The sequence below is a fragment of the Streptococcus peroris ATCC 700780 genome, from assembly GCF_000187585.1.
In the GTDB taxonomy this organism is placed as follows: domain Bacteria; phylum Bacillota; class Bacilli; order Lactobacillales; family Streptococcaceae; genus Streptococcus; species Streptococcus peroris.
This window is the reverse complement of the sequence record NZ_GL732463.1, coordinates 818,341-833,035: the sequence shown is the minus strand read 5'-3', so window position 1 is coordinate 833,035 and position 14,695 is coordinate 818,341. Positions and strand designations below refer to the sequence as shown.

Sequence of the window (14,695 nt, the reverse complement as noted above, 5' to 3'; positions counted from 1 at the left end):
GGATTGCTCACTGACTCCTCTCCATCTTGCTTTGTTTTTATTTTATGATTGATAAGGGGAAACTTATGTCTAAAACATTACCTAAAGATTTTATTTTCGGTGGCGCAACAGCAGCTTATCAAGCAGAAGGTGCAACTCATACAGATGGTAAAGGACCAGTTGCATGGGATAAATATTTAGCAGATAACTATTGGTATACTGCTGAACCAGCGAGTGATTTCTACCATAAATATCCAGTAGACTTAAAATTAGCAGAAGAATATGGTGTAAATGGAATCCGTATTTCTATTGCTTGGTCTCGTATTTTCCCAACTGGCTATGGTGAAGTAAATCCAAAAGGGGTAGAATTCTATCATAAGTTATTTGCAGAATGCCATAAACGTCATGTAGAACCATTCGTAACTCTTCACCACTTTGATACACCTGAAGCACTTCACTCAAACGGAGACTTCTTGAATCGTGAAAATATCGAACACTTTGTAGATTATGCTGCCTTCTGTTTTGAAGAATTCCCAGAAGTAAACTACTGGACAACCTTCAATGAAATCGGCCCAATCGGTGATGGTCAATACTTGGTCGGTAAATTCCCACCAGGTATTCAATACGACCTTGCCAAAGTCTTCCAATCTCACCACAATATGATGGTTTCTCATGCTCGTGCTGTGAAATTGTACAAAGACAAAGGCTATAAAGGTGAAATCGGGGTTGTTCACGCCCTTCCAACTAAGTATCCATTGGATCCTAAAAATCCTGCAGACGTTCGTGCTGCGGAGTTGGAAGATATCATCCACAACAAATTTATCTTGGATGCTACTTACCTTGGACACTATTCAGATGCAACCATGGAAGGTGTAAACCACATTCTTTCAGTTAATGGTGGTATCTTGGATCTTCGTGACGAAGACTTTGCAGCGCTTGAAGCAGCTAAAGATTTGAACGACTTCCTTGGAATTAACTATTACATGAGTGACTGGATGGAAGCCTTTGATGGTGAAACTGAAATCATCCACAACGGTAAAGGTGAAAAAGGAAGTTCTAAATACCAAATCAAAGGTGTTGGTCGTCGTGTAGCTCCGGACTATGTGCCTCGTACTGACTGGGACTGGATTATCTACCCTCAAGGTTTGTATGACCAAATCATGCGTGTCAAGAAAGACTATCCAAACTACAAGAAGATCTACATCACTGAAAACGGACTTGGATACAAAGATGAATTTGTGGACAACACTGTTTACGATGATGGCCGTATTGATTATGTGAAACAACACTTGGAAGTATTGTCTGATGCGATTGCAGATGGAGCAAACGTCAAAGGATACTTCATCTGGTCATTGATGGACGTCTTCTCATGGTCTAATGGTTATGAAAAACGTTATGGACTCTTCTATGTTGATTTCGATACACAAGAACGCTATCCTAAGAAATCTGCACATTGGTACAAGAAACTAGCTGAAACTCAAGTGATTGAATAGTACTAACAGTCATTATGTATAGAATTCAAGTGAGGAAATTTCATGCTCAAAGATTTTATTAAATCACTCTATGAAAAAGTTTATATTATTAACTTTGAACAGTGCTCTCATATACCATCTTTGACCAAGGAACAACTTGCAAGTCTTGGGAAATGGTATGTCTCGACGGGTAAGGAGTGGCTTTGTCACTCAGACTATGAACTTGAAGAATTTCAAAAGCTATTTTTAAGTTTTGTCAACTCAGATAAAACGGATAACATTTCCTTTGATTCGGATTTTATGCCATTTCAACACTAATATAATAAGCCTATCAAGACGATGGGCTTATTTTTTGTGAGAGTATTAAATTATTTTGGAGTAAAAAATAAAGCATTCGACTAACGAATGCTTTATTAAGGTTTGATAATATTAGTTTGTTTGGATAAATCTTGCAGGGTTTCTTCGCTAAGTTTTGAATCTGAAATAATAGTATCGATATCAGAAATATTATAAAAGTTGTAAAAATCAAATTTATCGAACTTACTATGATCAGCTAAAAGAATCTTTTTATTTGCATTTTCTAATGCTAATTTTTGAACCTCACCTTCATCCTCACTAAAAGTAGCAATAGCATGGTCTTTGATTCCGTTGCAACTAACAAAAGCTTTAGAAAATTGAAGGCTCTCGATGCCCTGAAGAGTTAAAGTTCCAACAAAGGCCCCAGTAATTTCTCGATAATTTCCACCAATCAAAATTAAATCTGTCAATTTTCGTTCATTTAAGATAATGAACACTGGTAAGCTATTTGTTACCACACGGATATTATCAATTGGAAGTTCATGAGCAAAGAACTCGAGAGTGGTTCCAGGACCGATAAAAATAGTTTCTCTTTCTTCAACTAAGTGACCAGCAAATTTAGCAATCTCTTGTTTTTCAGCGATTTGTAAACCTTGTTTTTCAATGTTAGAGCGTTCGTTTACTAAAAGTGAAGTAGAACGAAGTTTTTCAGCACCTCCGTGCACTCGAATAAGTAGATCCTTATCAGCTAACTCTTGTAAATAACGTCTAGCAGTCATATCCGAAATATCTAGCCGATTCATTATCTCTTTAACTGTGATTGTTCCTCTTGTATTTACAATTTCTAAAATCGTATCTAGTTTTTCTTTTTTTAGCATTGAATCACCCCCATAATCTAATATTATTTTATCATATTTTAAACATCAAAGCAACTTAATGAAAACAAAAATAAACAAAAACAAAAGAACATCTAAGTTAAAAAAACATAGATGCTCTTTTGTTTTTAAATTAATCTAAACCGTAGTTGTAATCGTCGTCTTGCATTGCTTCAACTTCACCAAGTAGATATCCGTTACCAACTTGAGAGAAGAAGTCGTGGTTGGATGTGCCAGTCGAAATACCATTCATAACGATTGGATTGACATCGTCTGCTGAGTCAGGAAAGAGCGGATCTTGTCCTAGATTCATAAGAGCTTTATTGGCGTTGTAACGAAGGAAAGTTTTAACCTCTTCAGTCCAACCAACAGTATCATAAAGGCTTTCTGTATATCCTTCCTCATTTTCATAAAGTGTGTAGAGAAGGTCATACATCCAGTCTTTTAACTTTTCTTGTTCATCTTGAGGTAATTCATTGAAGCCTAGTTGGAATTTATAACCGATATAAGTACCATGAACAGATTCATCACGAATAATGAGTTTGATAATCTCAGCAACGTTAGCTAACTTGTTATTTCCTAGATAATAGAGCGGAGTGAAGAAACCAGAATAAAAGAGGAATGTTTCAAGAAATACACTGGCTACTTTCTTTTCAAGAGGAGTACCGTTTTGATAAATTTCATTAATGATTTGTGCTTTTTTCTGAAGATATGGATTTGTATCAGTCCACTCAAAGATTTCTTCAATTTCAGATTTAGTATTCAAGGTTGAGAAAATCGAAGAATAAGATTTAGCATGGACTGATTCCATAAATTGAATGTTGTTAAAAACTGCTTCTTCGTGAGGAGTACGGATATCAGCACGTAGAGCATTAACCCCAGTTTCAGACTGCATAGTATCCAAAAGTGTTAAACCACCAAAGACTTTTCCTACTAAGTCTTTTTCTTTATTAGACAACTTCCTCCAATCATCTAAGTCGTTTGACAAAGGAATACGAGTATCGAGCCAAAATTGCTCCGTCAGCTTTTCCCAAGTTGATTTATCAATGACATCTTCGATGGCATTCCAGTTAATGGCTTTGTAGTAAGTTTCCATTACAAATCTCTTTCTTTAATGTTAATCAATAAAATAATAATGAATCCCAGTAATAAGGTTTAGTGAGTTCTTAAATCACACAACTTTCACATTGGTTAGCGCCAACTTCTCCACCGTCATCTGTATAGGTACGAACGTAGTAGATAGATTTAATTCCCTTATTAAAGGCATAATTACGAAGGATAGAAAGGTCACGTGTCGTTTGTTTGTTTTCTGATTTCCATTCGTAAAGTCCTTGTGGAATATCACTGCGCATGAAGAGTGTGAGTGAAAGTCCTTGGTCTACGTGCTCAGTTGCGGCAGCGTAAACATCAATTACTTTACGCATGTCCATATCGTATGCAGAAGTATAGTAAGGAATGGTGTCTGTTGACAATCCTGCAGCAGGATAGTAAATCTTACCGATTTTCTTCTCTTGACGTTCTTCAATCCGTTGAGTGATTGGGTGGATAGAAGCAGAAACATCGTTGATGTAGCTGATAGAACCGTTTGGTGCTACAGCAAGGCGGTTTTGGTGGTAAAGACCATCCACTTTAACTTTATCACGAAGTTCAGCCCAATCAGCAGCACTTGGGATAAAGACATTTTTGAAGAGTTCTTTGATACGATCAGATTTTGGAACAAACTCTCCAGTTACATACTTATCAAAATAAGTACCGTTGGCATAGTCTGATTTTTCAAAGTTGTGGAAGGTAATGCCGCGTTCACGTGCGATATTGTTTGATTCTACGAGAGTCCAGTAATTCATGAGCATAAAGTAGATGCTGGTAAATTCAACAGACTCAGGTGATCCATACTCAATTAGTTGTTGAGCTAGATAACTGTGAAGTCCCATAGCCCCAAGACCAAAGGTGTGTGCTTGGCTATTTCCATGGTCTATAGTAGGAACAGCAACGATATGAGAACTATCTGTAACGAAAGTCAAAGCACGTACCATAGCTCGAATAGAGCGACCAAAGTCAGGTGAAGTCATCATGTTGACCACGTTTGTTGAACCAAGGTTACATGAAACGTCAGTACCCATTTTAAGGAATTCTTGAGCATCGTTGATTAAGCTTGGTTCTTGGACCTGAAGAATTTCAGAGCACAAGTTACTCATGATGATTTTACCATCGACTGGATTTGCACGGTTAGCAGTATCGATGTTGACTACATAAGGATAGCCAGATTCTTGTTGCAATTTAGAAATTTCAGTTTCCAAATCACGCGCTTTGATTTTGGTCTTGCGGATATTTGGATTTGCCACTAATTCGTCATATTTTTCAGTAATGTCGATGTAGTTGAACGGTACACCGTATTCGCGTTCTACTGAGTATGGGCTAAAGAGGTACATCTCTTCATTTTTACGTGCTAATTCGTAGAATTTATCAGGTACTACAACACCAAGAGAGAGAGTTTTCACACGAACTTTTTCATCGGCATTTTCCTTCTTAGTAGAAAGGAAGGCGATGATGTCTGGGTGAAAAACATTGAGGTAAACAACCCCTGCCCCTTGACGCTGGCCGAGTTGATTTGAGTAAGAGAAGCTATCTTCGAACAACTTCATAACAGGTACAACGCCGGAAGCTGCTCCTTCATAGCCCTTGATGGGTGCACCGCCTTCACGAAGGTTGCTGAGGGAAATTCCAACACCTCCACCGATACGAGAAAGTTGAAGAGCTGAATTGATTGAACGTCCAATCGAGTTCATATCATCTGTTACTTGAATCAAGAAACAAGAAACCAATTCACCACGACGTGCACGACCTGCATTTAAGAAAGAAGGTGTAGCAGGCTGGTAGCGTTGGTGAATGATTTCGTTGGCAATATCTGTTGCAATAGCTTCGTTTCCATCAGCGAAGTAGAGTGCGTTAAAGAAGACACGATCTTCCATGCTTTCGAGATAGTACTCACCATCGTTAGTTTTTAAAGCGTACTGGTTGTAAAACTTGTAGGCAGCCATGAATGACTTAAATTGGAAGTTTTGGTCTTTGATAAATTGATAGAGCTCTTCCAAAAATTCTGGACGGTATTTTTTTATAAAGGCTGTTTCGATGTAATTATGTTCAATAAGGTAATTAATTTTATCAGTGATAGAATCAAATACCATAGAATTTGGTACAACGTTCTCTTTAAAGAAAGCATCTAAAGCTTCTTTATCTTTGTGGAGCATAATTTGTCCGTTCACTGGACGGTTTATTTCATTGTTTAGACGGAAGTATGTTACATCCTCAAGTTGTTTTAATCCCATAAAATTTCCTTTAATTTATTACAAAAGAAAGGCTTCTAAGATTGACATAGAAGCTTTTAATCCTGATACTTAAGCAAGTTTTTTAAGTTTTGCTGGTTGGAATCCAGAGAAAACTTCAGTTGGTGTTTGAATGATAGGAGCAGCACTAAAGCCAAGCTCTTTAACTTGTTCAATAAATTCAGGTTGTTCGTCAAGATTGATTTCGCGATATGCGATGTTGTTACTATCTAAGAAACGTTTGGTCATTTTACATTGAACACAATTATTTTTAGAATAAACGGTTACCATTCTGTAACTCCTCTTTAAAAATTTAATTACTTCTTAAGTATATCAGAAAAAAAAACTTTGTCAACGAAGAAAAACTAAATATTGTAGATTTTTTTTAGATGAGTGGTATCGGAACACAATATATAGTGATTGCAAAAAATAAAGTCCTTAAATAACAACGTTTTTTTATTGCGAGAAATTTAAAAAACTATATGATGTATTTTGATACTTAAAACAGAAGATTTTCAGCAAGTTATCTGAAAGGAAAAAGAAGAAATCCCATAAAATACTTGAAAAAAATCCCAGAAGGTGATATAATACAAAATTGTAAGGGTTATCACATATAACTCAAAAAAGAAAGAACAAAAGGAGAGTCAAACTATGGCTTCTAAAGATTTCCACGTAGTGGCAGAAACAGGTATTCACGCACGTCCAGCAACATTGTTGGTACAAACTGCTAGCAAATTTGCTTCAGATATTACTCTTGAATACAAAGGTAAATCAGTTAACCTTAAATCAATCATGGGTGTTATGAGTCTTGGTGTTGGCCAAGGTGCAGACGTTACAATCTCTGCTGAAGGTGCAGACGCTGATGATGCTATCGCTGCAATCTCAGAAACAATGGAAAAAGAAGGATTGGCATAAGAATATGACAGAAATGCTTAAAGGAATCGCAGCATCTGATGGTGTTGCAGTTGCTAAAGCATATCTACTCGTTCAACCGGATTTATCATTCGAGACTGTTACAGTCGAAGATACAAATGCAGAAGAGGCTCGTTTGGATGATGCTCTTGAAGCTTCTCAAAACGAGCTTTCTCTTATCCGCGAGAAGGCTGTAGGTACGCTTGGTGAAGAGGCAGCGCAAGTATTTGACGCTCACTTAATGGTTCTTGCTGACCCAGAATTGATTGGTCAAATTAAAGAAACAATTCGTGCTAAAAAAGTAAATGCTGAAGCAGGTCTGAAAGAAGTAACAGACATGTTTATCACGATTTTTGAAGGAATGGAAGATAACCCATACATGCAAGAGCGCGCAGCGGATATCCGCGACGTTACAAAACGTGTTTTGGCAAACCTTCTTGGTAAGAAATTACCGAACCCTGCTTCTATTAATGAAGAAGTGATTGTGATTGCACATGACTTGACTCCATCTGATACTGCTCAATTGGACAAAAATTTCGTAAAAGCTTTTGTAACAAACATTGGTGGTCGTACAAGCCACTCAGCAATCATGGCTCGTACACTTGAAATTGCTGCTGTATTGGGGACAAACAACATTACTGAACTTGTGAAAGATGGCGACATTTTGGCAGTTTCAGGTATTACTGGTGAAGTTGTTATCAACCCAAGTGAAGAGCAAATTGCTGAATTTAAAGCAGCTGGTGAAGCTTATGCGAAACAGAAAGCTGAATGGGCTCTCCTTAAAGATGCTAAAACAGTAACAGCTGATGGTAAACACTTCGAGTTGGCTGCCAACATTGGTACACCTAAAGACGTAGAAGGTGTTAATCATAATGGTGCAGAAGCTGTTGGTCTTTATCGTACAGAATTCTTGTACATGGACTCTCAAGATTTCCCAACTGAAGACGACCAATATGAAGCGTACAAAGCAGTTCTTGAAGGTATGAACGGTAAACCTGTTGTCGTTCGTACAATGGATATTGGTGGGGATAAAGAACTTCCTTACTTCGATCTACCTAAAGAAATGAACCCATTCTTGGGTTACCGTGCTTTGCGTATTTCTATCTCTGAAACTGGTAACCAAATGTTCCGTACACAATTGCGTGCTTTGCTTCGTGCATCTGTTCACGGTAAATTGCGTATCATGTTCCCAATGGTTGCTTTGTTGAAAGAATTCCGTACAGCTAAAGGTATTTTGGAAGAAGAAAAGGCTAAATTGCTTGCTGAAGGAGTTACAGTTGCTGATGATATTCAAGTTGGTATCATGATTGAAATCCCAGCTGCTGCGATGCTTGCAGACCAATTCGCGAAAGAAGTTGATTTCTTCTCAATTGGTACAAATGACCTTATCCAATACACAATGGCTGCTGACCGTATGAACGAACAAGTTTCATACCTTTACCAACCATATAACCCATCAATCCTTCGTTTGATCAATAACGTGATCAAAGCAGCGCATGCTGAAGGTAAATGGGCCGGTATGTGTGGTGAAATGGCTGGTGACCAAACAGCTGTTCCGCTTCTTGTCGGAATGGGATTGGATGAGTTCTCAATGTCAGCTACTTCAGTACTTCGTACTCGTAGCTTGATGAAGAAACTTGACACAGCTAAGATGCAAGAATATGCTAACCGTGCTCTTACTGAATGTTCAACAATGGAAGAAGTTATTGAGCTATCAAAAGAATACGTTAACTTCGATTAATAATTTAAGCCTTGTAACTTTGGTTGCAAGGTTTTTTGATCTTTTATATAGAAAACTCTTTCTGTAAAATTTCTAAAAAATATGGTAAAATAGACAAAGGAAAAATACGGAGGCAACTATGCAAAACAGACCAATCATTATCGGAGTAACAGGGGGATCTGGAGGAGGAAAAACAAGCGTTTCTAAAGCTATCTTATCGCATTTTCCTAATGAAAAGATTGCCATGATTGAGCATGATTCTTATTACAAGGATCAGTCTCACTTAACCTTTGAGGAACGAATCAAGACAAATTATGACCATCCATTTGCTTTTGATACAGATTTGATGATTGAGCAGATAAAGGAATTGCTAGCAGGACGCCCTGTAGATATTCCAACCTATGACTATACAGAACATACACGAAGTTCAAAGACTTATCGTCAAAAACCACAGGATGTTTTTATTGTCGAAGGGATTTTAGTTCTTGAAGATAAGCGTCTCCGTGATCTTATGGATATCAAGATTTTTGTGGATACAGATGATGATGTTCGAATCATTCGCCGGATTAAACGGGACATGGAGGAACGGGGTAGAAGCCTGGATAGTGTTATTGAACAATATTTAAGTGTAGTGAAACCGATGTACCATCAGTTTATTGAGCCAACAAAGCGCTATGCAGATATTGTGATTCCTGAAGGGGTGTCAAATATAGTTGCGATTGACTTGTTAACAACAAAAATTGAAAAGATTTTAGAAGAAGCTCGTTTAGCTCAATAATAAATAGAAAAACTGTATCTTTTGATACAGTTTTTATTGTTTTATTTTTTCAAGTCTTGGAACAATGATAAGGGTTAAGAGAGCAGAGATGATTAACTCTGCGATAGAATTGGAAGAAATAACACCTGCAAGTAAAAGTTGAATGTTTCCATCATAGACATTGCCAAAGAAGATGAAAATCCCGCCTAAAACAAAAATCGTATTCGTGAGTGAACCAAGAGCACCTGCGAAGATGAGTCCAGCTCTGCCTCTTAGAAGTTTATAGATAAAATAAGGTGTCAAACCGATTAAGATACGTGGTACAATAGCGACGATGACTGAATATAGGTTTCCATTTGGTACAAAAGGTGAGAAGAGGTAGCTTGTGGGTAGGATTGTAATTGTATTAACCGTTAAACTAATCAGTCCCATCAAGAAACCTAATGTTGCTCCAATCCTTGGTCCATAGATAATACTTGCAATAATGACTGGAATGTGGACGATAGTTGGTTTAATAGGAAAAGGCAAGACATTAAACAAGATAGAACTGAGCAGATGAATAACAATCATACAAGCAAAGAAGATAGCGATTGGAGCAATGTTAGAGCGTTTGTTCATGAAGTTTATCCTTTATTTGTTGTAAAATAGTTTCAAGATCAGCGAGAGCGCCACGACCGATATCTCCACAAGCTAGAAGAGAATCTTTGGGAGAAATAATACTATAACCGTAACTTTCTAAGGTTTTTAGATTAGCTTGAGTAGCTGGATGATCATACATTTTTGTGTTCATAGCTGGAGCCAATAATTTAGATACAAAGTGTGGCAAAGCAAGAGCAGTAGCAGTCACCATATTGTCAGCTATGCCTTGTGCGAGTTTAGCGATTGTATTAGCTGTTGCTGGAACTACGATAAATAAATCTGTTTCTTTCCCGATTTGAATGTGGTTCACTTGATCTGGAGAAGGTTCGTGCATGACATCAAGGTGTACGGTATTTTGTGATAGTACTTGTAAGGTTAATGGCTGAATGAATGCTGTTGCAGCCTGGGTCATAAGAACAGTTACTGAATGCCCCTGTTTTTTCAAAGAACTAACTAAGTCAGCTGCCTTATATGCAGCAATGGAACCGGTAATAGCGAGTGTAATACGTGCCATAATATTCCTTTCTTTTAGTCATAACTCTGGATCTTCTCGAGGAGTAAATCCGCAATTTCTTCTTTAGTAGTAGCAGTTTGGAAGGAATTTTTTTCAACTAAGTAAGCCTTATGTTGCTCTCTACTAATCTGAGTAAGGTCGTTTGCGACAATTAAATTAGCTTGATTCTTTTCAAGACTTTCCCGAGCGATCCCAATCAAGTGTTCTTGGCTGACATCAACTAATAATTTAAATCCAATCAGATGAATTGAAGGATTCCACTCTTTGACAAGTGAAATGATTTTAGGATTTTTCTTGAGAAATAGCACCTGTACTTCATCTTTAGATGAGACTTTTGTTTCCTGATTCTTCCTATTTAAAAACTCAGTTAAATCTTGACTGGCTTGTACTTCCTCAAAGCCAGTCATATAGACAGGAGTGTAGTCAGATACTGCCATAGAGTGAATTAAGACCTGGTAATTCATAACTTTGTCTTTCATCACTTGCAGTAAATCAGCAGTATTTTTAATTTCGATGATGGTTAAGTTTGGATGATTAACCGGCTTTACTGCTTGAAATGTGGTAATCAAGCAAACTTCATGTCCAGCCTTAAGTAAGGTTTCTGTGATAATTTTACCCAGTCTACCAGAAGAATGGTTAGTTATTGAACGAACACTATCAATCGCTTCGCTAGTACCACCAGAAGTAACTAAAATTTTCATAGAACTATTGTACAAAAAAATGAGCATTAAGTAAAATGAAAGCGATGTAACAAGGGCCGAAAATAGGATGTTAATCCATAGTTAAAATCTATAAAGGCATATAAAAAATTAAATAGAGATAAAGAAAGTCTGTTATTTAGCCATATTTACGAACGTTACTAATCATAATGACTGTTAAAAATCTTGTTTTATGATATAATGAATTAACACATTAGAGGCTAGAGGAGTTTTTTATGAAAACAGATATTGAAATTGCACAGAGTATTGAGTTAAAACCGATCGTTGATGTTGTTGAGAAACTTGGTATTTCATATGATGATTTGGAGTTGTATGGAAAGTACAAGGCTAAACTAAGCTTTGATAAAATTCGTGAAGTCGAAACCAATCCAGTTGGTAAGTTGATTCTTGTTACAGCTATCAACCCAACGCCAGCAGGTGAAGGAAAATCAACCATTACCATTGGTCTTGCTGATGCTTTGAACAAGATTGGTAAGAAAACTATGATTGCCATCCGCGAACCTTCTCTTGGCCCTGTTATGGGGATTAAAGGTGGAGCTGCTGGTGGTGGTTATGCCCAAGTTTTACCAATGGAAGATATCAATCTTCACTTTACTGGAGATATGCACGCTATTACAACTGCCAACAATGCTCTCTCTGCCTTGATTGACAATCACTTACACCAAGGAAATGAGCTAGGAATCGACCAACGTCGTATTCTCTGGAAACGTGTTGTTGACTTGAATGATCGTGCTCTTCGTCACGTAACTGTTGGTCTTGGTGGTCCACTTAATGGTATTCCACGTGAAGATGGTTTTGATATCACAGTTGCTTCAGAGATCATGGCTATCCTTTGCTTGGCAACTGATATTGAAGATTTGAAACGTCGTTTGGCTAATATCGTCATCGGCTACCGTTATGACCGCACACCAGTTTCAGTTGGTGATTTACAGGTTGAGGGTGCCTTGGCATTGATTTTGAAAGATGCTATTAAACCAAACTTGGTGCAAACAATCTATGGTACACCAGCCTTTGTACACGGTGGTCCTTTTGCAAATATTGCCCACGGTTGTAACTCTGTATTGGCGACAAAAACAGCTCTTCGTTTAGCTGATTATACTGTAACAGAAGCTGGCTTTGGTGCAGACCTTGGTGCAGAGAAGTTCCTGGATATCAAGACTCCAAACTTGCCAACAGCTCCAAGTGCAGTAGTCATTGTAGCGACTCTTCGCGCCCTTAAAATGAATGGTGGAGTTGCTAAAGATGCTCTGACAGAGGAAAATGTGGAAGCAGTACGTGCTGGATTTGCAAACCTGAAACGCCACGTTGAAAATATTCGTAAGTTCGGTATTCCTGCGGTTGTTGCTATCAATGAATTTGTTTCTGATACAGAAGCTGAAATTGCAGCCTTGAAAGAACTTTGTGCGTCAATCGATGTACCAGTCGAATTAGCTAGCGTATGGGCTGATGGAGCTGAAGGAGGAGTTGCTCTAGCTGAAACTCTCGTAAAAACAATCGACGAAAACCCAGCAAACTACACACGTCTCTATGAAAACGAACTTTCTGTTCAAGAAAAGATTGAGAAGATTGTCACTGAAATCTATCGTGGTAGCAAGGTTAACTTTGAGAAAAAGGCTCAAACACAAATCTCTCAAATTGTGAAAAACGGTTGGGATAAACTGCCAATCTGTATGGCAAAAACTCAATACAGCTTCTCAGATAATCCAAATGCTCTTGGTGCGCCTGAAAACTTTGAAATTACCATTCGTGAATTGGTACCAAAATTGGGTGCGGGCTTCATCGTTGCTCTTACTGGTGACGTTATGACCATGCCTGGACTTCCAAAACGACCAGCTGCTCTCAACATGGATGTTGAAAGTGATGGTACAGTTGTAGGATTATTCTAATAGAATTTTTAAAAGACAACCTTAAGATTAGGGTTGTCTTTTAGTTTCTAAAAACTCCTAGAAGTATTCTAGGAGTTTTGGTTTTATTTCATAGTTGGGAAAAGAAGGACGTCACGGATAGTAGTCGTATCAGTGAGGAGCATGCAGAGACGGTCAATACCGATTCCAAGTCCACCTGTTGGTGGCATACCGTATTCAAGAGCTTCGATGTAATCATAGTCAATACCAGTTGCTTCGTCGTCACCCAATTCTTTTGCTTTAGCTTGTGCTTCGAAACGGCTGAGCTGGTCGATTGGGTCATTCAACTCAGTAAAGGCATTACCGTATTCTTTAGTCATGATGAAGAGTTCGAAACGGTCTGTAAAGCGTGGATCTTCAGGGTTTTTCTTAGCAAGTGGAGATACAGCTACTGGATGTCCATAAACGAAAGTTGGTTGGATTAATGTTTCTTCGACAAATTCTTCAAAGAAGGCGTTGATAATGTGACCAAATTCAGTGAAGTGTTTTTCAACAGGAACTTTCTTCTCAGACGCGATAGCTTTAGCTTCTTCGAAAGTCATATCTTTCCAGAAATCAACACCTGTAATTTCCTTAATAGCATCCACCATGTGCACTCGCTTAAATGGTTCGTTAAGCTTGATTTCAGTTCCCTGATAGATAACTGGACCATCGCCTTTAACAGCTTTAGCAACGTGTTGGATAATACCTTCTGTCAAATCCATAATATCATGGAAGTCTGCATAAGCCTGGTAAACTTCGATAGAAGTAAACTCAGGGTTATGTGTGGCATCCATTCCTTCGTTACGGAAGATACGGCCAATCTCATAGACACGTTCCATACCGCCGACGATAAGGCGTTTGAGGTGAAGCTCAGTCGCGATACGAAGCACCATATCAATGTTTTGGGCATTGTGGTGTGTGATGAACGGACGAGCAGCAGCACCACCGGCTTCATTGTGAAGTACAGGTGTTTCAACTTCTAGGAAACCTTTTTGATCAAGATAACGACGAATTTCAGAGATGATTTTTGAGCGAGTTACAAAACGTTCAAAACTTTCGCGATTAGAAATTAAATCAAGGTAACGTTTGCGGTAGATAGTTTCAACGTCAGTCAAACCATGGAATTTCTCTGGAAGAGGACGAAGCGCTTTAGATAAGTGGGTGATATGAGTGGCTTTGATAGAAAGTTCTCCCATATCTGTACGCATCACTTCACCCTCGACGCCAAGGAAGTCTCCGAGGTCAGATTTTTTAAAGATTTCGTAGTTTTCTTCACCAACAGCATCTTTACGAACGTAGATTTGAATTTGACCTTCACGGTCTTGAAGGTGAGCAAATCCAACCTTACCTTTACCACGTTTTGTGACTAAGCGACCTGCGATAGTAGCAGTTTCGTTCAATTCGTGTAATTGTTCTTTATCAAGGTCAGCAAATTTATCTTTTAATTCTTGAGAATTAGCAGTGCGTTCAAACCGTGTCCCGAATGGATCAATTCCTTGTTCACGGAGTGCAGCCATTTTTTCACGACGAATAATCTGCTGGTCATTTAGTTCTTCCATATGTTCTGTTGACATGTGTTCCTCCTAATGAAATTCAAATTTT

The 14,695-nt window shown here is 38.1% G+C and carries 14 protein-coding genes; 6 read left to right on the top strand and 8 right to left on the bottom strand.

Annotation, left to right across the window (positions count from 1 at the left end; all coding sequences use genetic code 11):
- The first annotated feature begins 65 nt into the window (after positions 1-65).
- Both lacG and HMPREF9180_RS0101770 read left to right on the top strand, forming a co-directional pair.
- Positions 66-1,472 carry a 6-phospho-beta-galactosidase gene (gene lacG / locus HMPREF9180_RS06000; RefSeq protein ID WP_025168682.1) on the top strand — a complete coding sequence of 469 codons (1,407 nt, stop codon included), beginning with the start codon at positions 66-68 and terminating at the stop codon, positions 1,470-1,472.
- A 42-nt stretch (positions 1,473-1,514) separates the two neighbouring features.
- The gene (locus tag HMPREF9180_RS0101770; protein WP_006145607.1) at positions 1,515-1,769 is read left to right on the top strand and encodes a DUF3884 family protein; all 255 of its coding nucleotides are present in this window, start codon (positions 1,515-1,517) and stop codon (positions 1,767-1,769) included.
- Between the two features lie 95 nt (positions 1,770-1,864).
- Here the strand turns inward: HMPREF9180_RS0101770 and HMPREF9180_RS05995 are convergent, their stop codons facing one another.
- The 4 genes from HMPREF9180_RS05995 to nrdH form a co-directional block, all read right to left on the bottom strand.
- A complete protein-coding gene (locus HMPREF9180_RS05995) occupies positions 1,865-2,626 on the bottom strand; it encodes a DeoR/GlpR family DNA-binding transcription regulator (protein WP_006145606.1) in 762 nt (253 codons plus the stop codon).
- A gap of 130 nt (positions 2,627-2,756) precedes the next feature.
- Positions 2,757-3,719, bottom strand: coding sequence for a class 1b ribonucleoside-diphosphate reductase subunit beta (gene nrdF, locus HMPREF9180_RS05990; protein ID WP_006145605.1), 963 nt, complete (start codon positions 3,717-3,719; stop codon positions 2,757-2,759).
- 70 nt (positions 3,720-3,789) lie between these two features.
- Positions 3,790-5,949, bottom strand: coding sequence for a class 1b ribonucleoside-diphosphate reductase subunit alpha (nrdE, locus tag HMPREF9180_RS05985; RefSeq protein ID WP_006145604.1), 2,160 nt, complete (start codon positions 5,947-5,949; stop codon positions 3,790-3,792).
- Positions 5,950-6,018: 69 nt separating this feature from the next.
- Complete coding sequence (gene nrdH, locus HMPREF9180_RS05980) at positions 6,019-6,237, bottom strand: glutaredoxin-like protein NrdH (protein ID WP_006145603.1); 219 nt, start codon at positions 6,235-6,237, stop codon at positions 6,019-6,021.
- Positions 6,238-6,597: 360 nt separating this feature from the next.
- Here nrdH and HMPREF9180_RS05975 point away from each other — a divergent pair, with 360 nt between their 5' ends.
- The 3 genes from HMPREF9180_RS05975 to udk all read left to right on the top strand — a co-directional run bounded on the left by HMPREF9180_RS05975 (position 6,598) and on the right by udk (position 9,356).
- Positions 6,598-6,861 (top strand): phosphocarrier protein HPr, encoded by a 264-nt coding sequence (locus tag HMPREF9180_RS05975; protein WP_000146947.1) that lies wholly within the window; start codon positions 6,598-6,600, stop codon positions 6,859-6,861.
- Positions 6,862-6,865: 4 nt separating this feature from the next.
- Positions 6,866-8,599 (top strand): phosphoenolpyruvate--protein phosphotransferase, encoded by a 1,734-nt coding sequence (gene ptsP, locus HMPREF9180_RS05970; protein WP_006145599.1) that lies wholly within the window; start codon positions 6,866-6,868, stop codon positions 8,597-8,599.
- A 118-nt stretch (positions 8,600-8,717) separates the two neighbouring features.
- Entirely contained in the window at positions 8,718-9,356 is a 639-nt protein-coding gene (gene udk / locus HMPREF9180_RS05965; RefSeq protein WP_006145598.1) for a uridine kinase, read from the top strand.
- Between the two features lie 33 nt (positions 9,357-9,389).
- Here udk and HMPREF9180_RS05960 read toward each other — a convergent pair whose 3' ends face one another.
- Genes HMPREF9180_RS05960 through coaB form a run of 3 tightly spaced genes read right to left on the bottom strand, consistent with a single transcriptional unit; the run spans position 9,390 to position 11,189 of the window.
- Positions 9,390-9,953, bottom strand: a complete 564-nt coding sequence (locus tag HMPREF9180_RS05960; RefSeq protein WP_006145597.1) for an ECF transporter S component — start codon at positions 9,951-9,953, stop codon at positions 9,390-9,392.
- Entirely contained in the window at positions 9,937-10,488 is a 552-nt protein-coding gene (gene coaC / locus HMPREF9180_RS05955; protein WP_006145596.1) for a phosphopantothenoylcysteine decarboxylase, read from the bottom strand. The genes HMPREF9180_RS05960 and coaC overlap by 17 nt, the downstream gene beginning before the upstream one ends.
- Before the next feature lie 14 nt (positions 10,489-10,502).
- A complete protein-coding gene (coaB, locus tag HMPREF9180_RS05950) occupies positions 10,503-11,189 on the bottom strand; it encodes a phosphopantothenate--cysteine ligase (protein ID WP_006145595.1) in 687 nt (228 codons plus the stop codon).
- 233 nt (positions 11,190-11,422) lie between these two features.
- Here coaB and HMPREF9180_RS05945 point away from each other — a divergent pair, with 233 nt between their 5' ends.
- A complete protein-coding gene (locus tag HMPREF9180_RS05945; protein WP_006145594.1) occupies positions 11,423-13,093 on the top strand; it encodes a formate--tetrahydrofolate ligase in 1,671 nt (556 codons plus the stop codon).
- 83 nt (positions 13,094-13,176) lie between these two features.
- Here HMPREF9180_RS05945 and lysS read toward each other — a convergent pair whose 3' ends face one another.
- Complete coding sequence (lysS, locus tag HMPREF9180_RS05940) at positions 13,177-14,667, bottom strand: lysine--tRNA ligase (RefSeq protein WP_006145593.1); 1,491 nt, start codon at positions 14,665-14,667, stop codon at positions 13,177-13,179.
- Positions 14,668-14,695 lie beyond the last annotated feature (28 nt).